This is a genomic window from Sulfurimonas sp. NWX367, assembly GCF_039667065.1.
Taxonomy (GTDB): Bacteria; Campylobacterota; Campylobacteria; order Campylobacterales; family Sulfurimonadaceae; genus Sulfurimonas; species Sulfurimonas hydrogeniphila.
In genome coordinates this window covers 556,514-574,936 of record NZ_JALCZM010000002.1, presented here as the reverse complement: position 1 = coordinate 574,936, position 18,423 = coordinate 556,514, and the positions used below count along the sequence as shown (strand labels likewise).

The 18,423-nt window shown below is 38.7% G+C and carries 21 protein-coding genes, 1 tRNA gene and 1 other RNA gene; 20 read left to right on the top strand and 3 right to left on the bottom strand.

The genetic code is table 11. From position 1 onward, the window contains the following. From MNY28_RS07590 to MNY28_RS07500, 19 genes are all read left to right on the top strand, one after another. A complete protein-coding gene (locus tag MNY28_RS07590; RefSeq protein ID WP_346389406.1) occupies positions 1–564 on the top strand; it encodes a phosphoribosylglycinamide formyltransferase in 564 nt (187 codons plus the stop codon). Next, positions 552–1,151, top strand: coding sequence for a TRIC cation channel family protein (locus tag MNY28_RS07585; RefSeq protein WP_346389405.1), 600 nt, complete (start codon positions 552–554; stop codon positions 1,149–1,151). The genes MNY28_RS07590 and MNY28_RS07585 overlap by 13 nt, the downstream gene beginning before the upstream one ends. Before the next feature lie 64 nt (positions 1,152–1,215). After that, positions 1,216–3,915, top strand: a complete 2,700-nt coding sequence (locus MNY28_RS07580) for a cation-transporting P-type ATPase (protein WP_346389404.1) — start codon at positions 1,216–1,218, stop codon at positions 3,913–3,915. Between the two features lie 45 nt (positions 3,916–3,960). Beyond that, complete coding sequence (locus MNY28_RS07575; RefSeq protein WP_151900927.1) at positions 3,961–4,923, top strand: ABC transporter ATP-binding protein; 963 nt, start codon at positions 3,961–3,963, stop codon at positions 4,921–4,923. Beyond that, the gene (locus MNY28_RS07570; RefSeq protein ID WP_346389403.1) at positions 4,920–6,200 is read left to right on the top strand and encodes a biotin/lipoyl-binding protein; all 1,281 of its coding nucleotides are present in this window, start codon (positions 4,920–4,922) and stop codon (positions 6,198–6,200) included. The genes MNY28_RS07575 and MNY28_RS07570 overlap by 4 nt, the downstream gene beginning before the upstream one ends. Next, on the top strand, positions 6,201–7,544 hold the full coding sequence (locus MNY28_RS07565; protein ID WP_346389402.1) for a TolC family protein: 1,344 nt from the start codon (positions 6,201–6,203) through the stop codon (positions 7,542–7,544). 58 nt (positions 7,545–7,602) lie between these two features. Beyond that, complete coding sequence (locus MNY28_RS07560) at positions 7,603–8,124, top strand: Na+/H+ antiporter subunit E (protein WP_346389401.1); 522 nt, start codon at positions 7,603–7,605, stop codon at positions 8,122–8,124. Further along, positions 8,111–9,085 carry a universal stress protein gene (locus MNY28_RS07555; protein WP_346389400.1) on the top strand — a complete coding sequence of 325 codons (975 nt, stop codon included), beginning with the start codon at positions 8,111–8,113 and terminating at the stop codon, positions 9,083–9,085. The genes MNY28_RS07560 and MNY28_RS07555 overlap by 14 nt, the downstream gene beginning before the upstream one ends. A gap of 8 nt (positions 9,086–9,093) precedes the next feature. Beyond that, on the top strand, positions 9,094–9,375 hold the full coding sequence (locus tag MNY28_RS07550) for a monovalent cation/H+ antiporter complex subunit F (RefSeq protein ID WP_346389399.1): 282 nt from the start codon (positions 9,094–9,096) through the stop codon (positions 9,373–9,375). Next, positions 9,368–9,661, top strand: a complete 294-nt coding sequence (gene mnhG / locus MNY28_RS07545; protein ID WP_346389398.1) for a monovalent cation/H(+) antiporter subunit G — start codon at positions 9,368–9,370, stop codon at positions 9,659–9,661. The genes MNY28_RS07550 and mnhG overlap by 8 nt, the downstream gene beginning before the upstream one ends. Then, a complete protein-coding gene (locus MNY28_RS07540; RefSeq protein WP_346389397.1) occupies positions 9,649–9,912 on the top strand; it encodes a DUF4040 domain-containing protein in 264 nt (87 codons plus the stop codon). The genes mnhG and MNY28_RS07540 overlap by 13 nt, the downstream gene beginning before the upstream one ends. 20 nt (positions 9,913–9,932) lie before the next feature. After that, positions 9,933–10,592 carry a hydrogen gas-evolving membrane-bound hydrogenase subunit E gene (gene mbhE / locus MNY28_RS07535; RefSeq protein WP_151900935.1) on the top strand — a complete coding sequence of 220 codons (660 nt, stop codon included), beginning with the start codon at positions 9,933–9,935 and terminating at the stop codon, positions 10,590–10,592. Beyond that, positions 10,589–10,897, top strand: coding sequence for an NADH-quinone oxidoreductase subunit K (locus MNY28_RS07530; protein WP_151900936.1), 309 nt, complete (start codon positions 10,589–10,591; stop codon positions 10,895–10,897). Before mbhE ends, MNY28_RS07530 begins: the two co-directional genes overlap by 4 nt. Continuing rightward, positions 10,897–12,363 carry a proton-conducting transporter membrane subunit gene (locus MNY28_RS07525; protein WP_346389574.1) on the top strand — a complete coding sequence of 489 codons (1,467 nt, stop codon included), beginning with the start codon at positions 10,897–10,899 and terminating at the stop codon, positions 12,361–12,363. Before MNY28_RS07530 ends, MNY28_RS07525 begins: the two co-directional genes overlap by 1 nt. Next, complete coding sequence (locus MNY28_RS07520) at positions 12,360–13,853, top strand: proton-conducting transporter membrane subunit (RefSeq protein ID WP_346389396.1); 1,494 nt, start codon at positions 12,360–12,362, stop codon at positions 13,851–13,853. The genes MNY28_RS07525 and MNY28_RS07520 overlap by 4 nt, the downstream gene beginning before the upstream one ends. 1 nt (position 13,854) lies before the next feature. Further along, a complete protein-coding gene (locus MNY28_RS07515; protein ID WP_346389395.1) occupies positions 13,855–15,498 on the top strand; it encodes a proton-conducting transporter membrane subunit in 1,644 nt (547 codons plus the stop codon). 87 nt (positions 15,499–15,585) lie between these two features. Then, positions 15,586–15,961, top strand: a transfer-messenger RNA (tmRNA) gene (ssrA, locus tag MNY28_RS07510). 191 nt (positions 15,962–16,152) lie between these two features. After that, positions 16,153–16,461 carry a nucleotidyltransferase domain-containing protein gene (locus MNY28_RS07505; protein ID WP_346389394.1) on the top strand — a complete coding sequence of 103 codons (309 nt, stop codon included), beginning with the start codon at positions 16,153–16,155 and terminating at the stop codon, positions 16,459–16,461. Then, positions 16,454–16,819 (top strand): HepT-like ribonuclease domain-containing protein, encoded by a 366-nt coding sequence (locus MNY28_RS07500; RefSeq protein WP_346389393.1) that lies wholly within the window; start codon positions 16,454–16,456, stop codon positions 16,817–16,819. The genes MNY28_RS07505 and MNY28_RS07500 overlap by 8 nt, the downstream gene beginning before the upstream one ends. A gap of 51 nt (positions 16,820–16,870) precedes the next feature. On the opposite strand, the gene MNY28_RS07495 is transcribed toward MNY28_RS07500, so the two are convergent. Next, the gene (locus MNY28_RS07495; protein ID WP_346389392.1) at positions 16,871–17,035 is read right to left on the bottom strand and encodes a hypothetical protein; all 165 of its coding nucleotides are present in this window, start codon (positions 17,033–17,035) and stop codon (positions 16,871–16,873) included. 72 nt (positions 17,036–17,107) lie between these two features. On the opposite strand from MNY28_RS07495, the gene MNY28_RS07490 reads away from it, so the two are divergent. Then, on the top strand, positions 17,108–17,440 hold the full coding sequence (locus MNY28_RS07490) for a SprT-like domain-containing protein (protein ID WP_230973257.1): 333 nt from the start codon (positions 17,108–17,110) through the stop codon (positions 17,438–17,440). A 5-nt stretch (positions 17,441–17,445) separates the two neighbouring features. On the opposite strand, the gene MNY28_RS07485 is transcribed toward MNY28_RS07490, so the two are convergent. Both MNY28_RS07485 and MNY28_RS07480 read right to left on the bottom strand, forming a co-directional pair. Beyond that, positions 17,446–18,129 (bottom strand): hypothetical protein, encoded by a 684-nt coding sequence (locus MNY28_RS07485; RefSeq protein ID WP_151900940.1) that lies wholly within the window; start codon positions 18,127–18,129, stop codon positions 17,446–17,448. A 101-nt stretch (positions 18,130–18,230) separates the two neighbouring features. Beyond that, positions 18,231–18,305: transfer RNA gene (locus MNY28_RS07480), tRNA-Val, on the bottom strand. Positions 18,306–18,423 lie beyond the last annotated feature (118 nt).

Sequence of the window (18,423 nt, the reverse complement as noted above, 5' to 3'; positions counted from 1 at the left end):
ATGAAGAACATAGCTATACTTTCATCGCATAACGGAAGCGGTCTCGATGCCATCTTTGAAGCTGTCAATGCAGGAATTTTATCGCTCAACATTGCCTTGGTGATTTCAAACAACACAGATGCCAAGGTTTTGCAAAAAGCAAAAAAATATGGGCTTACATGTAAACTTGTCAATGCAAAGACAGATACGGATCCTGATAAAACTATTTACCGGCTGCTGAAAGAGTATCAATGCGAATGTGTTTTTTTATCAGGTTACATGAAAAAGCTCCCTCCTTCGCTTACATTTAATTTTACAATAATCAATTCGCATCCCTCTCTACTGCCAAAATATGGCGGTGCCGGCATGTATGGACGCTTTGTACATGAAGCTGTCATACAAAACAGAGAAAAAACAAGCGGTGTCACCATTCATGAAGTCAATGAAAATTATGATGAGGGAAAAATCATCTTGCAAAAATCATTACAAATACTCCCTGAAGAGACCGTTGATTCACTTGAGAAAAAAATCAAAACCCTGGAAAAAAAAGCAATAGTTGAAGGGCTTGCTCTGTGTTTGAAATAGCAGAGTACATAGGCATTATCGCTTTTTCAATGAGTGGCTTTTTTGTGGCAACCAGAAACAGACTTGACCTGCTCGGTGTGTTAGTCGCTACATTTCTAACGGCTCTTGGCGGCGGGATCATGAGAGATGTTACCGTAGCAAAAATTCCTTTTACTTTTTCGCATAACTATCCGGCACTGATTGTCATCTCTGTTTTGCTGCTTCTTATCATTTTTAAATTTCATCACCGCAACTCTATCGAGAACAAAGCTCTTTTTATTTTAAGCGACTCTATCGGTCTGGTCTCATTCAGTATCTCGGGGGCACTGATCGCCATAGAGAGCAGTTTCAATCTCACAGGCATTATTGCCATGTCCTTTCTGACCGCAGTAGGGGGAGGAATTGCACGTGATGTCATCATCAACGAAGTACCTTTTGTTTTAAAAACAGGTTTTTACGGAACAGTTTCTATTCTTATTGCCGTTATTTTATATGCACTGCATACTTTACATGTAACCACGTATACAAATATCTCTATCCTCTTTTTTGCTGCACTGACCCTCAGGCTTATTGCCTACTATGCCAAATGGTCTATCCCTTTACGATAACATTTATCATTAAGCTAAAAAAGAGTACCATTTACCTGATTTTAAAATAAAAACAGGGTTAGATATGAAAAACAGCTGGCATGCTCTTCATCAAAAAAAGATATTGGAAACCTTAAGCTCGGATTTGAATAAAGGACTTCAAGAAGATGAGGCAATAAAAAGGTACAAACAATATGGTCCGAATCTTTTAAGTGTCAAAAAAACAAAATCTGCACTCCTTCGTTTTTTAAGTCAATTCAATCAGGCACTGGTCTATATTTTGCTGGCGGCTATTGTCATAAAAATATATCTGGGTGCCTACGTTGATGCCAGTGTGATCTTTGGTGTTGTTTTGCTCAATGCCATCATAGGATTCATCCAGGAGAACAAAGCACTCAATGCACTGGCCGCTTTGTCAGAGTCTTTAGTTACAGTAAGCACTGTGTTGCGTGGCGGAAAAAAACAGCAGATTGATGCAAAAAAACTTGTGGTTGGAGATATTGTGTTGCTGCAGTCAGGAGACAAAGTCCCTGCTGATATGCGACTTCTCTCATCCCGTGAACTGCAGATAGACGAATCCGCCCTTACAGGAGAATCAACCCCTGTTTCAAAAACAGATACAATACTTCCCGAAGATGTTTCTCTTGCGGATCGTACCAATATGCTCTATTCGTCAACTTTTGTCACATACGGTACAGGCACAGGTGTTGTTGTTGCAACAGGCGATGAGACAGAAATAGGTCATATTTCAAAGCTGCTCAATGATGCAACCGTATTGGATACTCCTTTGACACGTAAAATATCCAAATTCAGTCATCTCTTATTGTTGGTAATTCTCTTTTTGGCAACAGTCACATTTGCTGTAGGGCTATGGCACGGTAAATCCTGGGAAGAGTTGTTTATGGCATCCATTGCTCTGAGTGTTGCCATGATACCCGAAGGTCTGCCTGCTGTTATGACAATTATCTTGGCTATCGGTGTCGCACGCATGGCCAAACGAAATACAATCATTCGCCATCTTCCGGCTGTAGAAACCCTGGGAAGCACCACAATAATCTGTTCAGACAAAACAGGGACATTGACACGCAATGAAATGACCGTCCAGGAACTCTACTGCGCAAATGAGAAATTTGAGATAAGCGGAGTCGGGTATTCACCCGATGGAGAGATCCTCCAAGAAAACAAAAATTATGACAGCGGCAAGAACCGGACTCTTTTGGAACTCTTCAAAGCAGGAGTTTTATGCAATGATTCCACACTCAAAAAGAGTGAAAAGGCATGGAGCATAGAAGGAGATCCTACGGAGGGAGCATTGCTGGTCTGTGCAAAAAAAGCGGCAATAGACACTGACACATTAAGAGCTGACATGCCAAGGATAGATGCGATCCCCTTTGAATCGCAATATCAGTATATGGCAACTCTGCATTTTGACAAAAAAACAAACAAATATATCATTTATGTAAAAGGTTCTGCAGAGAGTATTACCCAGCGATGCAGTACTGTTTTGGATATAAACGGCGAGCCTGTCCCTCTCGATGAAAATGACATTTTTATGCAGGTGGAGTCTATGGCAAAAAAAGGCTTAAGGGTCTTGGCCTTTGCCAGACTTGTCATAGAGCACAAAATAACACTCGAACATGAACATATCTCTCATAATTTGGAGTTTATCGGTCTTCAGGGTATGATAGATCCGCCAAGAGAAGAGGCAATAATTTCGATTGAAGCATGCAAAACAGCAGGCATAGATGTAAAAATGATTACAGGGGACCATGCCATAACAGCCACAGCAATTGCCAGGCAGATGGGATTAATCCATTCTGCGCAAAAAGATGAAAACAGTGTCGTCATTACAGGAAATGCACTGAATAATTTACAAGAAAAAGAAATGCTCGAAGCTTCAAAAAATGCTTCGGTATTTGCCAGAGTAACACCGGAACAAAAACTGCGTATCGTCGAAGCCCTCCAAAAGAACAATGAAATTATTGCAATGACAGGAGACGGTGTCAATGATGCCCCTGCGCTTCGCAGAGCCGATATCGGAATTGCTATGGGGATCACAGGGACAGAAGTTGCCAAGGAAGCGGCAGATATGGTACTGACTGATGATAATTTTGCTTCTATAGAGGCAGCTGTCGAAGAGGGACGGGCTGTACTGGAAAATATTATCAAGTTTATCGGTTTCATATTGGCAACAAATCTTGGAGAGGGGCTTGTCATCATGGTTGCTATTTTAGCAAATGTCACACTCCCGATTCTTCCTGTTCAGGCTTTGTGGATCAACATGACAGCTGCAGTTTTTCTCGGACTGGCCCTGGCATTTGAACCGCAGGAACCAGGTTTGATGCAAAAACCGCCGCATCCGCCATCTACTCCGATACTAAGAAAAGAGATGCTGATTCGTATCTTTTTAGTGGGTACAATGCTCCTAGGCGGCTCTTTTGGCTTATTTGAACTGGCACTCATGCACGGAAACAGTTTGGAAGAGGCCCGCACAATAGCAGTCAATGTTTTTGCCGTTGGAGAATCTTTTTATTTGCTCAATTCCCGTTCACTGCGTTTTTCCATATTTAAGCTGGGACTCTTCAGCAATCTCTGGATATGGATCGGTATTTTTTGTATGATAGGCGCTTCTGTTGCCCTGACATATCTGCCGATTATGAATAAAATGTTTCATACTGCACCGATCAGTTTGCATGACTGGCTCAATATATTTGCCGTTGGAGTGCTGATTTATGTTACAGTTGCCATTGAAAAAATGGTTCGGCAGCGGTATTCAAGCATATAAAGCAGTTTTGTATGGCATAATTTAGATTTAGGGGCAAAAAACAACATGACAAATGAAGAAATTTTTAGTAATGTTTTCAAGCAGCTCAAAAGTATTGCATCAAAAGATAAAAAAAATATTTTTTATCTTCTGTACTATTCTGTTATTGAAGCAATTTTACTGCTTGTGAGTCCGTTGACCTCAGCATTTATTATTAACAGCGTACTGGCACATGCTTCTATCTCCATTACTGTCTTAAGCATTGTCGTAATTGTCATTTTTTCACTTATTGCAATTTTGCAAGTCATAAAAGAGTACATCATAGAAAAATTTGAGCAAAAAATATTTGTAAAAAATGCCATTAAAGTCTCTGAACTTGCGATCAACAATAAAAATAACCTTCAAAACAAAGATAAAATCGACAAATATATGAACTACTTTTTTGATGTTGTACACATACAGAAACTTTTTCCGATTTTGCTCCTCAATGGTTCCAGCCTTATTATCAAAGTTGTCATAAGCCTGCTGCTTCTTCTTCTGTTTGATGTTTCCTTCTTTGTACTGGGCGTGGTTTTTATAATTATATTTGCGATTATGATTTTATTTTTAGGAAGAAAAAGTCCAAAAAATGCAGTCGCACGGTCTGATGCAAAACATAATGCCATATACTTTTTGCAAAGTATTCCCTTCTTAAACGATACAAGCCAAAGCATATCATCCAGACTGGATGGATATCTGACAAAATACATTTCAAAAAGACAGCAAATGTTTGCAATAATCATCAAACAGGTTGCGCTTACTTTTGTTACAGAAGGATTTATTTTGGCATCCTTCTTCATTTTGGGCGGTTATCTTGTTTTTGAAGGCATTGTCCCTATTGGAGAGTTCGTTGCAGCTGAGATCCTCATTATCTCTGTTGTCGGTGCCTTAAAAGAGTTTATTGAAAAAATAGATTATATTTATGACATGATTGAGGGTTTTTACAAAATCGACAAACTCTCCAAAGTCTTTGAAAGTGAAGAAACGTGAAAAAATACAAATCATTGGAACTCGTCGAACCGCATAAGTTTATAAAACACTGGATGCTTATTACCTTCTCTATTATATCAATTTTCATAGTTTTGCTTTTTTTGCCATGGCAACAAACTGTTTTCGGTATAGGAAAAGTAATCGCATTAAACCCTACTGAACGGGAGTACAACATAGTTGCAACCGTTGATGGCGTAATAGAGAAGTTTTATGTGCAAGAAAATCAGGAAGTCAAAAAAGGGGAACTTCTTTTTTCAATGAGAGATTTGGACAAAGATTATCTGCAAAGGCTCCAGGATATCCAACAGCAGACACAAAACCAGATAAGCAATCTTGCAATTAAACTTGAAAATCTAAAAAACAACCTCACCAATCAAAAAGAAAACCTTGAAAACAAAATGAAAGCTTTTACTACAAAAATATCACAGCAAAGAAATAAAATCCTTGCTCTGCAGGAGAAAAAAACCGCACTGACCAGTCAGGAAAAAATTGCCTATATCAACTTTAAAAGAACGCAAAAACTTTTTCAAGACGGTATAGAATCAAAAAGAGCACTGGAGGTACAAAACAATGCGTACATATCAACCAAAGCAGAACTTTCAATAATAAACACAAAAATAGAAAATGCCTACAAAGAGATATCAGTACTCCAAAATGAAAAAGATGCGATTTTCAATACACTTACACAAAAGATAAACACCATAAAAAACAGACTGCTGGAAACAAAGAACAGCATAAATACACTTAAAAAGAATCTGCAAAACGAAAGTGTAAAACTTTTACGCTATGAGAATAAAGACATTAAAGCCAAATCAGATGGTTATGTGGTCAGAATCTATCAAAATGACACAAACAAACTTCTCAAAAAAGGGGAGAAGATTCTCTTTTTTGTTCCAAAAGTAACAACAAGGGCCATCCGCCTTGAAGTCTCCAACTTCAATATGCCACTCATTAAAAAAGGCCTTGAAGCCCGTATAATATTTTACGGATGGCCTGCTCTGCAGATTTCCGGATGGCCAAAAATCTCTCACGGAACATACGGCGGAAAAATCGCTACAACAGAACAAACGGCATATGATCAGAATAACTACTATGCACTTGTTGTAGAAAATGAAAAAGACAGCAAATGGCCTCCGTCACATCTTTTAAGAAACGGAACACAGGCAAAGATATGGGTACGGCTCTCAACGGTTCCTATCTGGTATGAAATATGGAGACTCATATCGGCACAACCGCCAAAAATGGTCCATGTAAAAATAGATGAATCGAGTTTTTAAATGCAGATAAAAAGCTTGCTTATCGTTCTTTTATGCAGTTACGGTTTTGCTCAGGAAGTATTTGTCCAAAAAGACATCATAAACTATTTTAATGAAAAAAACCCTTTTTACTACGAAAAAGTGGGTGATATTTACATTAAAGAATACAATGAGATTTTCTACAAAGGTGCTTTTGATATAAAACTTGATGCAAAATATGAAAAAAAAGAGTACCCGCTCTCTACATCAGAGTTTACAAAAGCAGGACTCAGGCAGTCTCTTGGAAACGGAGTGGAATTTTCAGCCGCATACAGAAAAGCAACAGGAACACAGGAGTACAACAACATAAAAACATCCAAAAAGGGAGAAGCCATTGTCAACCTGCATCTTCCAGTTTTCAATATCATTAACAGCATCAGCAAAAACCAAAAGAATCTCTCTCTTGCCCAACAAAAGACAAAAATAGCAAAACTGCAATCACAAGACAAAATAATCAAATTTTATCTTGATGTATCAAAGCTCTATTATAAACTTTTGCTTCACAAAGAACTGCTCCAAGCAAACAGAGAACTTCTCAACAAAGCATATATTAATTTTGCATTCATTGACAAAAGTATTCAAACCGGAAAATTGCCGCAAATAGCATTAACAGAGATAGAAAGTGAAATTATCAACAGAAAACAGAGAGTTGTACTGACAAATATGCAATTTCAAAAAGTTTTTTATTCTTTTTTGCAATATCTCAATATTAGCAAAAAAGATTTTGATGCCAAGTATACACTTTCGGAATTACCCAAACAAAGTTCTTTGGAGCTGCTGCAGGATCAAGCAGTTCAAACAGCCTTTAAAAACAGTTTGCTTCTCAAAGCGTTACATGTAAAGGAAAAAGAAATAACAATTAAACAAAAGTACAATGAAGTCAAAAAGTACCCAAAACTGGATGTCAATTTTTATGGTGTCTATGATTTGCAATACAAAGAAGGGTACAAAGCTACTTTTGATTTCAATCTTCCTTTACAGCGAAGTTCCTACAAAGGACAAAAAGGTGCCTATACAAAAGAAACGCTTTTGCTGCAAAACAGGATAGCACTCCAAAAGAGCAAACTAAGAACGGCCATCATTACAGTACTGCAGGAGATAAAAACAAAAAAAGAGATTATAAATCTTGCAAAAAAAGAGGTGACACTCAAACAAAAAGTTGAAGATGCGCAAAGAAGACGCTACAAGCTTGGCATAGGAAACCTGCTTACGCTCAACCAAAGAGAGATCATAACACTTCAGGCAAAACAAAAACTCCTCAGTGAATACTATAAACTTATAGAAAAAGAGCTGGAATTAAAATACATTCTAAGGGAGCCGCTGTGAATCTTTTTAAAATATTGAGAAAAAAGTGTACAATGTTATTATACAAGGTGGTCATACTATGAAAAATATTCAGATTGGAACCCGTTTTCTTTTTGTTCTTTCCAAAAGAATGTTTTTATTTTTTATTATTTGGATAATACTGACAGACGGCGACATCTCTTCTCTTTGGATTGGCGTTCCTTCTGTATTGCTCTCATCCATAATCAGTCTTATCCTTGTTCCTCCTGTCTTTTGGAACTTTACTGCATTCCTGAAATTTATTCCGTTTTATCTTATACGCTCTCTTTTGGGAGGATTTGATGTCATGTTGCGTGTTTTTCATCCGGCTCTTCCGATAAACCCTGGTTTGCTAAAGTATCAGCTGCATCTTCCAAAAGGAGTACAGCAGGATATGATTGTCAATGTATTAAACCTGCTTCCGGGTACACTTTCAGTAGAAATTGAAAATAATTTGTTGTTGATTCATGTTTTGGATATTGGTAAAAATATCAAACAAGAGGTCCTGCTCATTGAAGATTATATCGATGAGATATTTTCCAAAAAGACCAACACTCAAGGTAGTTCAAATGAAAAGATTTAAAAACATACTCTGCATTATTGAAGATACACAAGCGAGCCAAAGCATTTTGCAACGCGCTGTCAAGTTGGCAACAGACAATCAGGCAAAACTGACAGTTGCGAGTGTTATTAGCAACTCAAAAGCCAGTTTTGGTATTTTGAAAAACTTTTTGGATATGGATGTAAAAACTCTTTTAAAAAAAGAAAAAACAAAAGAGCTTAAAGATTTGACACAGACTGTTTCAAACCAGTCAGATATCGAAATTAAAGTATTTTTCGGAACGCCTTTTTATGAGATAATCTATCATGTTTTGCTAGACAATTATGATCTGGTCATCAAAATTCCGGAAAATGCAAGTTGGATGCATCGATTGTTCGGGAGCAATGATATGCATCTTTTACGAAAATGTCCATGTCCGGTTTGGTTTATCAAAAAAAACAGCCCTGAATCTTTCAATCATATCATGGCTGCTGTCGATGTAAATATTGACACTGAAACGGAAGAAGAACCAGATACACAAGAAAAACTAAACCATCAAATTCTTCAAATAGCAAGTTCTCTTGCTGTCAGCGAGTTAGCCCAATTACATGTACTGCATGTATGGGATGCTCCAGAAACAGCACTCATGCAGGGTGCATTTATAAAGATGCCGGATTCAGAAGTTATTAAATATGCACAGGAGATGCAGCATCTGCATGATTCAAAGCTGCAAGCACTCTTACGTGATGCAGCACATACGCAAATCGGTGATATGTTAAAATTTCTAAAACCGAATATTCATCTGCTGCGAGGTTTGCCAAATAAAATCATTCCCCAGTTTGCCCAAAAACTGCAAATTGATTTGATTGTTATGGGCACTGTCGCGCGAACAGGTTTGGCCGGAGTCATTATGGGAAATACAGCAGAAGACATACTCAACCAGATAGACTGTTCGGTTCTTGCAGTCAAGCCTCCGGGATTTAAAACTCCTGTATCCCTGTAGGTATGCAAATGATGAATATTATCTATACAGGTCTTGCAGTATTTTTATTTCTAAACCTTATTGCAGGCATATGGCGTCTTGCCTATGGTCCGACAAATGAGGACAGAATCTTGGCATCACAGTTATTTGGTACGATTGCCATCATTATTTTGCTTTTGCTTTCGCAAATAAACGGACATGCCGCTTTGCGCAACATAGCACTGCTTTTTGCTTCACTCGCTGCTGTCACTGCAATAGCCTTTGTCCAAAGCAATAGCAGAAAAAACCAAAAAAGGCGTGAAAATGATTGACATTCTCTCTATCATATTTCTCCTGTTCGGAGCAGTTTTCTTTTTAGCCGGCACAGTCGGGCTTTTACGGCTGCCGGATGTTTATACCCGATTGCATGCTTTGACAAAAGCTGACAATATCGGTGTCGGTTTCATTGTACTTGCACTCTGTTTGCAGGCAGATTCGTTCTTTGAGATAGGAAAACTGCTGCTTATCTGGTTTTTGGTTTTTTTGGCAGGAGCAGGTGTCTCACATTTAATCGCAAAAAACGCATTTCGCAATGGAATAAAAATATGGAAACGTTAGCAATCGTAGAATTTGTCTTTGACATGTTACTCTCAAGTTCATTGTTGCTTGTTGCCTATAAAACACTTACATGTAAAGACTTGTTTCAGGCTATTGTCTTTTTTATCGTCTTTGGTTTGTTAATATCTGTTGCATGGGGACGGTTGGGTGCTTACGATGTGGCTATGGCCGAAGTGGTTATTGGTGCCGGGCTTACAGGGGCACTGCTGTTAAGTGCTTTGGTCAAACTCAAGAAAATGAATATAGATTAAAACAAGAGAGGGTATAAAGTATGGTACGTTTTTTTACATTCATTTTAACAGCTCTTCTTTTTGCAGGCTTAACGTATACCGTTTTATCTTTACCTCAACAGACACAGGGTCTTGCCCAAACAGTAGGCTCACAAATGCAAAACAGCGGTGTTTCCAATCCTGTAACAGCGGTATTGATGAACTTCCGTGCCTATGACACCCTCCTTGAGATGGCGGTTTTGTTTATTGCTCTTTTGGGAGTTTATTCATTGGGCAGTTCAGCAAGAGAGGCGAAGTCTCTTTTAAAAAGCCCTGTATTAAAAAGATTGGGAGGGATTTTGGTTCCTGTATTGCTTTTGCTGAGTGCTTATATTTTATGGATTGGAGCGCAGGCTCCAGGCGGTGCTTTTCAGGCCGGTTCTATTTTAAGTGCTACTGGAATTTTAATCTTTTTAAGCGGGTGGAAACTTGATTTGTCTTATAAAAATTTCTTTGTACGACTTCTTGCAAGTACAGGTTTGCTTGCTTTTGTTCTTGTTTCGGCAATCACACTACTGTTTTCTGATACACTTCTTGAATTTTCTGCAACAGAGGCTTCTTATTTCATTTTTATTCTTGAAGCCGCTGCAACTGTTTCAATAGCAATAACTCTGTTTAATCTTTTTTTTACTATTTTTGCACAACCAAAGGAAGAGAAGTGAGCACACTGTTTTTCTATGCTGTCGCCGGAATCGGACTTTTTTGTACAGGTTTGTATACACTCATTGTACAGGCCCATCTTTTGCGAAAACTGCTTGCCATAAACATTATGGGAAGCGGTGTTTTTCTTTTACTTGTCTCCCTCTCCATGCGCACTGCAGGCACACAGCCGGACCCGGTACCGCATGCCATGGTCATTACGGGGATAGTTGTTGCTATATCCGCAACGGCCCTGGCCCTGGTTTTTATGATAAAAATTGCATTAAAAACAGGCAAAGCAGAGCTTTCAAGCCTGGAAGAAAAGTGATGTATTTAAAACTTGTATTAGCAACCCCTTGGGAAGTTTTTTTGATTTTATTGCCGATTTTAGGAGGATTGTTCTCTTTTCTTTTGCCGAAATTCAATAAAGCTATCGGTATTTCCACACTCATACTCACACTCTTTTTTGTAGTTTTTATTGCTCTGAAACTACGTACGCGAGGTGCTTTTTATCATCTTGTAGGCGGCTGGGATGCACCCTTGGGTATAAACCTTTACATAGACGGTTTAAGTCTTGTTATGCTTGGGCTAACTGCACTCATCGGAGTCGGAGCAAGTGTCTATGCAGGAAAATATTTTACGCAGACACAGTCTCTTTGGTTTTGGCCAATCTGGCTGTTTCTCATAGCCGGGCTTAATGCCCTTTTCTTATCGCAGGATATCTTTAATTTTTATGTAACTTTGGAACTTATCGGACTGGCCTCCGCCGCCCTGACTGCTTTGAGCAATACAAAAGAGGCACTGACAGGAGCTATGCGGTATTTGTTAGTGACACTGCTTGGCTCGCTTGCTTATCTTTTAGGCGTCGCTCTGTTGTATCATGGTTTTGGAAGTGTAGATATTGCCATTCTTTCAAATACAATAGAATCTACCCCTGCAGCATGGGCTGCAATGGGTCTGATGAGTGCCGGTTTGCTTCTTAAAAGCGCTCTTTTTCCTTTGCATTTCTGGCTTCCGCCTGCACATGCCAGTGCTCCTGCCCCTATAAGTGCAGTATTGTCGGCGCTCATCATCAAAGCTTCCATATATATACAACTGCGCTTATGGATATCTCTTTTCTTCCCTCTGCATAATTTTTATTTTGAAATATTTTTTGCTGTACTTGGATCCATAGCCGTTTTATGGGGCTCCGTTCAGGCACTTGTGCAGACTCGGCTGAAACTGCTCATAGCCTACTCCACAGTAGCGCAGGTAGGCTATCTTTTTCTTGCTTTTTCTTTGGCTTTGGGAGGGGTGTCTGTAGCATGGAGCGCACTTATCTATCTTATGCTCTCACATGCACTGGCAAAAAGTGCTTTGTTCCTTGTAGCAGGAAATTTATTGCATTTTCACGGGCATGACCGTATCATTGATTTGGACCGTATTGCACAAAGGCTTCCTTTGAGTACTGCTGCTTTTGCTTTAGCGGGAGTGAGTATTATCGGATTACCCCTCAGTGGCGGTTTTATAGGCAAATGGTTTCTCCTTGAAGCATCACTTGCAGACAACAACTGGGGAATAACCGCAGTAGTTCTTCTGGGCGGATTGTTGGCTGCAGGATATATTTTCAAGGTTTTAGGGTTCACTTTTACAAAGACCACTCGTACACAAAAGGCACAAAACATTCCTCTCTCAATGGAACTTGTACCTCTGTGTCTTGCGATAATGGCAGTTTTGACAGGTTTTTTTGCCACACCACTGCTTTCGCTGATACATATCGGAAATCCTTTTGGAAACATTGGAGCAGCTCCATGAGTTTCAATACATATGTACCCTTGTTTGTAGTTTTGAGCTCTTTTTTACCCGCTCTGATAATCTTCAGGCTTTCAGAAAAACAGCATAGGCTCCGTACTTTTTTAAATCTTTGGGGAATTTTCATAACACTTGTTTTAGTCATATGGATGTTTGTCGGTGTCTATTACGGAGAACATTATGAAATACGTTTTGCGCTTATCCAGAATCTTGATATCAGTTTGCGTGCCGGACCTTTTGCTCTTTTTTTTACAGGGCTTTCAAGTGTTTTGTGGTTTATAACCACAATCTATGCTATTGGTTATCTGGAGGGATCTGCGCATAGCAGCCGTTTTTTCGGGTTTTTCAATCTTTGTATTACGGCTACTATTGGCATTGCCTTATCCGGAAACCTCATCACTTTTTTGCTTTTTTATGAAATACTGACACTTTCTGCCTACCCTCTTATTATCCATAGAGGTACTGAAGAGTCCCGTCTTGCAGGCAGCAGATACCTTCTCTATACTCTGATTGGAGGAACCCTGTTACTTTTGGGAACAGTATGGCTTTATACATTAACCGGTACACTTGAGTTTACGCCAAAAGGATTTGTGCAAACAATACTGCAAGAGCATTCTTCGGCTCTTGTAGCAATTTTCATCCTTTTAATTGCAGGATTCGGTGTCAAAGCAGCACTCTTTCCTCTGCATGGATGGCTGCCGCAAGCCATGGTGGCTCCGGCACCGGTAAGTGCTCTCTTGCATGCAGTCGCCGTTGTCAAAGCAGGAGCATTCGGTATAGTACGCGTTGTATATGAAGTATACGGACTTGAAACAGCAGCTTTTCTTGGTTTGACAACACCTCTGGCTATTATAGCTTCCATCACTATCATATACGGCTCTCTCAGGGCACTTTTTCAGGATAATCTCAAACGAAGGCTGGCTTTTTCTACAATAAGCCAGGTTTCTTATATCATCCTTGGTATTGCCATAGTGGGTCCCATCGCAACAACAGGGGGAATTATACATCTTGTGCACCAAGGTGTTATGAAAATCACTCTCTTTTTTGGAGCAGGAAATTTTGCAGAAACACTTGGCGTACATCAGGTAAGCCAAATGAACGGCATCGCAAAACGCATGCCCTGGACTATGGTGTCTTTTACTATCGGCGCCCTTGGCATGATCGGTATACCTCCGATTGCAGGATTTATTACGAAATGGTACCTGGGACTTGGTGCTTTGGAATCCGGGCAGGGGTGGGTAATAGCTGTACTTGCTGCGAGCAGTCTCCTGAATGCAGGATACTTTTTACCTATACTTTATCGAGCATGGTTTTTGGCACCTCCAAAATCCTGGCCTGATGAACATAATTTTTCAAAAGGGGAAACAAAACTCAGTCTCTTATGGCCGCCGCTTATTACAGCATTTTTTGCTCTTTCTTTTGGTCTGTTCGCCGCTTCTCCCTGGAGTCCTTTAGCATGGGTGCATCTCATTACCCAGCGGGAGTTTTTTTAAAATGTATGAAACGTCTGTAAACAGCCTGCTCTTATTGGGTGTACTCTGGCCTCTAATGCTGGTTCCCCTGTTGTCTCTAAAAAAAATCCGTCCTATAACTTTATCGCTTGCTGCATGGGCAGGTATCCCTGCACTTTTTGCCGCTTTACTTGTCTCGCCTAGCATCGCTCATTGGAATTTTCCATGGTTGCTTCTTGGTATGAAAATCGGACTCGATGCCACAGGAACTCTTTTTTTGCTTGGCAGTGCACTCCTTTGGTCTGTTGCCGGCATCTACACAAAAGCATATTTTTCCAAAGAAGACAGACAGATCTCTTTTTATAGTTTTTTTCTGCTTGCAATGGCCGGAAACTTTGGACTTGTAATATCTCAGGATATTTTCAGCTTTTATCTTTTTTTTACTTTAATGAGCTTTGCTTCATATGGACTTGTCGTCTTTAATAAAGACAAGGAAGCCTTTGATGCAGGATTAGTCTATATAATTTTGGTTGTTATTGGCGAAGTGATGCTTTTTGTTGCTTTTTTATTACTGGCGCAGACATCTGATGTAACTTCATTTGAATCTGTACGAACAGGATTTATAAACAACCCGAATAAAAATTTAGTAATCCTGTTGCTTTTTACTGCTTTTGGTATAAAGGCAGGGATTATCGGTTTACATGTATGGCTGCCTCTTGCGCATCCCGTAGCGCCCACACCTGCAAGTGCAGTTCTCTCCGGTGCAATGATAAATGCCGGACTTTTGGGATGGTTGCGATTCCTTCCATTAGGAGAGATCATCTCCCTCTACTGGGCAGCAGGCATTATACTTTTAGGTCTTTTAGCACAATTTTACGGAGTCATTATAGGCTTGACACAACGTAATCCCAAAACACTTTTAGCCTATTCAAGCATAAGCCAAATGGGGATTATGACTATGCTTATAGGTTTTGGATTTTATCTGCCTGAGCATTGGAAGAGTATCTTGTCCGGTATCACTTTTTTTGCTTTGCATCATGGCCTCAGCAAAGGAGCTCTTTTTTTAGGTGTCGGCATGCTTGGCAGCACAAATAAACTGCAAAGATATGCGATATGGCTCGGACTCTGTATACCTGCTCTTGCATTGGCAGCTGTACCCTATAGCAGCGGCATGACAGCAAAATTTTTGCTAAAGAGCTATACCGCGTACTTTGCAGCACCTTGGAGCAGTATGCTTTCCGTACTTCTTGTTATCGGCACTGTAAATACAACATTGCTTATGATAAGATTGCTGTATTTGGTTCGGCCGGCTGCAGCTCCTTTTGGGGTCAGTACAAGTTTTTCTCTGCTTTGGCCTTGGATTTTACTTCTTGCAAGCATTCTCTCTTTGCCATTTTCTTTAGACTTTTCTGTAGAAATTATGCGAGAGCTGAATGCCCTCCCTTTCCTGTACCCCTTGCTTTTAAGTATCTTTATCACTGTTTTTATAAGGAAAATAAAAAAGTTTCAAAATATAAAACCTGTACCGGCAGGTGATATAGTCCTTTACTATGAAAAAGTTCTTCTTTTCTTAATCAGAAATGGCAAAAAATTTTATTTTATTTTGCTTTACTACACTCGCTTTCTCTCTTTTTTAACTGCCAAAATCACAAAATTCTCAGATAAAATAGCAGCATGGATAAAATAAACCAGCTAAAAAAGCATCCTACTATTTACAAATTAACAAATATATTTGGTATAATATATTATTACTTTTAAAATAAGTAATAAATATGGGGCTGACCTGGTTTCGACGGGATCTGGTGGCTCCCAACTGCATGTCGGACTGAGCATTCCGTTAGACGGCTCACAATTGCTTAAACGCAAACAATACAAATTATCGCCCAGCTTTAGCAGTAGCTTAAGTTTTAACCCCTCTTAAAGAGGCGGGCTGCTTCACCTGTGGATTCTAAATAAGCAGGACTCGAAGTATAACCCTTCATTTAGATATATCTTGAGTCTGTCTCAGCTCAAGACGAATCCTTGAGACTGGTCTTGCGTAGCTTTGCAGGTTGTGTGAAGCAAGACGAGATTAAACAACCTTTCTAAGCATGTAGACGTTGGGAGTAGCCAGGTTTCGGACTGCGGTTCGATTCCGCACAGCTCCACCATCCAACAATTTTTTAATCCCACTAAAAACCTATTATAAATACCCAAATTAAGGGATGCCTGTTCATCCAAATGGTCCAAATTTTTCCTTGGTCGAAAACAACTCTCAATTTTTGCAGAACAGTCTTATGAAAATTAATAAATTAAATAAGTAATTATGTAGTATAATTAAAAAAAAATATAGGTGCAGTTCATGGAGAAAAGCCAAATATTATCATACTTAAAAAATGTTAAATCAGAGTATGAAAAAGAGGGGTTTGTCATCAAAGCGCTCTTTGGCTCTTACTCTCGTGATGAAGCTGACAAGAATAGCGATATAGATATTCTTGTAGAAGCAAAGCCTGAATTTGCCAGCAGGTATGGTTTTGGTGCAATATCCCGCATACAAGAGATACAAAATGAACTCACTCAAGCATTTGGCATAAAAGTTGATTTAGCTGATAGTACAGGGATGGGAAAAACTGCTAAAAAGTTCATCATCGATAGAGCAATTTATGTCTAAAGAGTCTATAAGCAAAGTTTATCTCATAATTGAAAAAATAGACTACATTGAACAAACTGTTAAAAAAGCAGGAGGAGTTGTCAAAGCGCTGGAAGATGTAGCAATTTACAGAGCTGCGATACTTATGCATCTGACTGCCATAGCTGAACAGTTTAACAAACTAAAACAATCGCATAGTAACGAGATACTCTCAAATTTTGAAGATAAAGACCTAAAAGGCATGTATGATGTCAGAACATATATAGCTCACGATTATGAAGGTGTCAATCTTGCAATTATTGAATGGATAATAAGAAATGCTTTGCCAAAATTTAAAACAGAGTGTGAAAACATCATTAAAAATTACTCTCAAAATTAGCATAAAAAAGGATAATAAAAAAACTTATGCACAACAATATATACCACTTTTTTAAAGCCAATTCAAAAAGAGGCTTATTTTTGGAATGGTTCGATTCCGCACAGCTCCACCAAACAGGACTGCAACATCTTTGGTAAAAAACTTGAATACATTTTTATAGCTGTCATCTTTATTTTTGGGAGTATTCTCATTTTCAACTCCTACAAAAGCTATCAATTTAAGCACAATCCTCTTCCGCAAACATATATCAATCAAATACAGGCAAAAGAGCAGGATGTTTTACAACACATGCAGGACAATTTTGGTTTCATTTACAGGTTTCCAATTATTATTACAGATAAAGTGCCGGGAAGACTTTATGGTCTGACCTCTTACAAAAACGGAAAGATAAAGATATTTTTAAACAAAAAGGTAATGCAGGAGAGTATGCCTTATATGATTTCGGATGTAATCCCTCATGAATATGCCCATGCTCTTCTTTTTAAACTCCATCAAAATGCTGTAAGAAATGATGGGCACTCCAGACTTTGGCAAGAAACCTGTAAAAGTCTGGGAGGAAAAAACTGCAGGCGCTATGTAGATCAAAAAGAGATTATCATGTCAAAAATGCCCTTTAAATAATCTCCCTATTCGTCAATATCTCTTTGGGCATCTTGAAAATAATATCCTGGAAATTCTATTTTTTGTAAAGATTTCAGCCCCTCTTCATTTTCTATGACTTTATACAGTTCCCCGTAAATAATCTGCGGTTCAAAAACAAAATTTTCTACAGTAGCTTTATTCTCCTGTGTTGCCAGGGATTCTGGTAAAAAAGTATCACAGACTACATCATAGTAACTCTCACGCAATAAATCATACTCATCCAGGTCTGTACTGCAGTCAAAATAGGAAAAGCTCATAGCCTCATCGCTGTTGTTTATTTCAAGACTCAGCATTATATTTGCTTTTCCCTGCTCTTTTCTTAGATATATTATATCGCCCTTGCATGCCTTTGTTAAGAGGTTTTTAATAGGTTTGAGTGTTTGATTGACCAGTTTAAAACTCTCCATTGAAATTTCTTTTTCTTCATTCTCTTCATCAGCACATGCAAGATACTCAATCTCCTCACCGTTCATGACTTTATATGTACATACGTCAGTTACAGCATCAAGCTCACCGCTTTGCGCATAAGCATCAATCTCTTCCATAATGCTTTTTATTTCTGATTCTTCGTTGATTTCCTCGTTTTCTAAATTAAATTCCTCAAAAGTCCCGACATTGCTCAGACTTACTATAGAAATATCACCTTCGATTATAATTTTTCTTTCCATTGTATACTCCTGTCTGTTTTTTATGATTATACATCTTTTGGAATAAAAAGCAATGGAACTTAAGTAACAAATATGTGATTTTTTTATAAATTTTGTTATGATGGTGCTCGATACTGGATTTGAACCAGTGACTCCTACCTTGTCGAGGTAGTACTCTACCACTGAGTTAATCGAGCTGTAGTAAATGAAGAGTAAAATTCTACCAAAAAATCCTTAAACCAATTTTCTTTTTCAAACTTTTTGCGAATATCTTTTTCTTTTCTATAATATTTTGAAAAACAATCTATTTTACTT

Coding starts and splice junctions, on each gene's coding strand:
- MNY28_RS07580 (WP_346389404.1), top strand. CDS start 1,216: ATGAAAAACAGCTGGCATGCTCTTCATCAAAAAAAGATATTGGAAACC.
- MNY28_RS07525 (WP_346389574.1), top strand. CDS start 10,897: ATGTATTTAAAACTTGTATTAGCAACCCCTTGGGAAGTTTTTTTGATT.
- MNY28_RS07555 (WP_346389400.1), top strand. CDS start 8,111: ATGAAAAGATTTAAAAACATACTCTGCATTATTGAAGATACACAAGCG.
- MNY28_RS07565 (WP_346389402.1), top strand. CDS start 6,201: ATGCAGATAAAAAGCTTGCTTATCGTTCTTTTATGCAGTTACGGTTTT.
- MNY28_RS07575 (WP_151900927.1), top strand. CDS start 3,961: ATGACAAATGAAGAAATTTTTAGTAATGTTTTCAAGCAGCTCAAAAGT.
- MNY28_RS07590 (WP_346389406.1), top strand. CDS start 1: ATGAAGAACATAGCTATACTTTCATCGCATAACGGAAGCGGTCTCGAT.
- mnhG (WP_346389398.1), top strand. CDS start 9,368: ATGATTGACATTCTCTCTATCATATTTCTCCTGTTCGGAGCAGTTTTC.
- MNY28_RS07500 (WP_346389393.1), top strand. CDS start 16,454: ATGTCTAAAGAGTCTATAAGCAAAGTTTATCTCATAATTGAAAAAATA.
- MNY28_RS07485 (WP_151900940.1), bottom strand. CDS start 18,129: ATGGAAAGAAAAATTATAATCGAAGGTGATATTTCTATAGTAAGTCTG.
- MNY28_RS07515 (WP_346389395.1), top strand. CDS start 13,855: ATGTATGAAACGTCTGTAAACAGCCTGCTCTTATTGGGTGTACTCTGG.
- MNY28_RS07550 (WP_346389399.1), top strand. CDS start 9,094: ATGATGAATATTATCTATACAGGTCTTGCAGTATTTTTATTTCTAAAC.
- mbhE (WP_151900935.1), top strand. CDS start 9,933: ATGGTACGTTTTTTTACATTCATTTTAACAGCTCTTCTTTTTGCAGGC.
- MNY28_RS07560 (WP_346389401.1), top strand. CDS start 7,603: ATGAAAAATATTCAGATTGGAACCCGTTTTCTTTTTGTTCTTTCCAAA.
- MNY28_RS07540 (WP_346389397.1), top strand. CDS start 9,649: ATGGAAACGTTAGCAATCGTAGAATTTGTCTTTGACATGTTACTCTCA.
- MNY28_RS07505 (WP_346389394.1), top strand. CDS start 16,153: ATGGAGAAAAGCCAAATATTATCATACTTAAAAAATGTTAAATCAGAG.
- MNY28_RS07490 (WP_230973257.1), top strand. CDS start 17,108: ATGCAGGACAATTTTGGTTTCATTTACAGGTTTCCAATTATTATTACA.
- MNY28_RS07520 (WP_346389396.1), top strand. CDS start 12,360: ATGAGTTTCAATACATATGTACCCTTGTTTGTAGTTTTGAGCTCTTTT.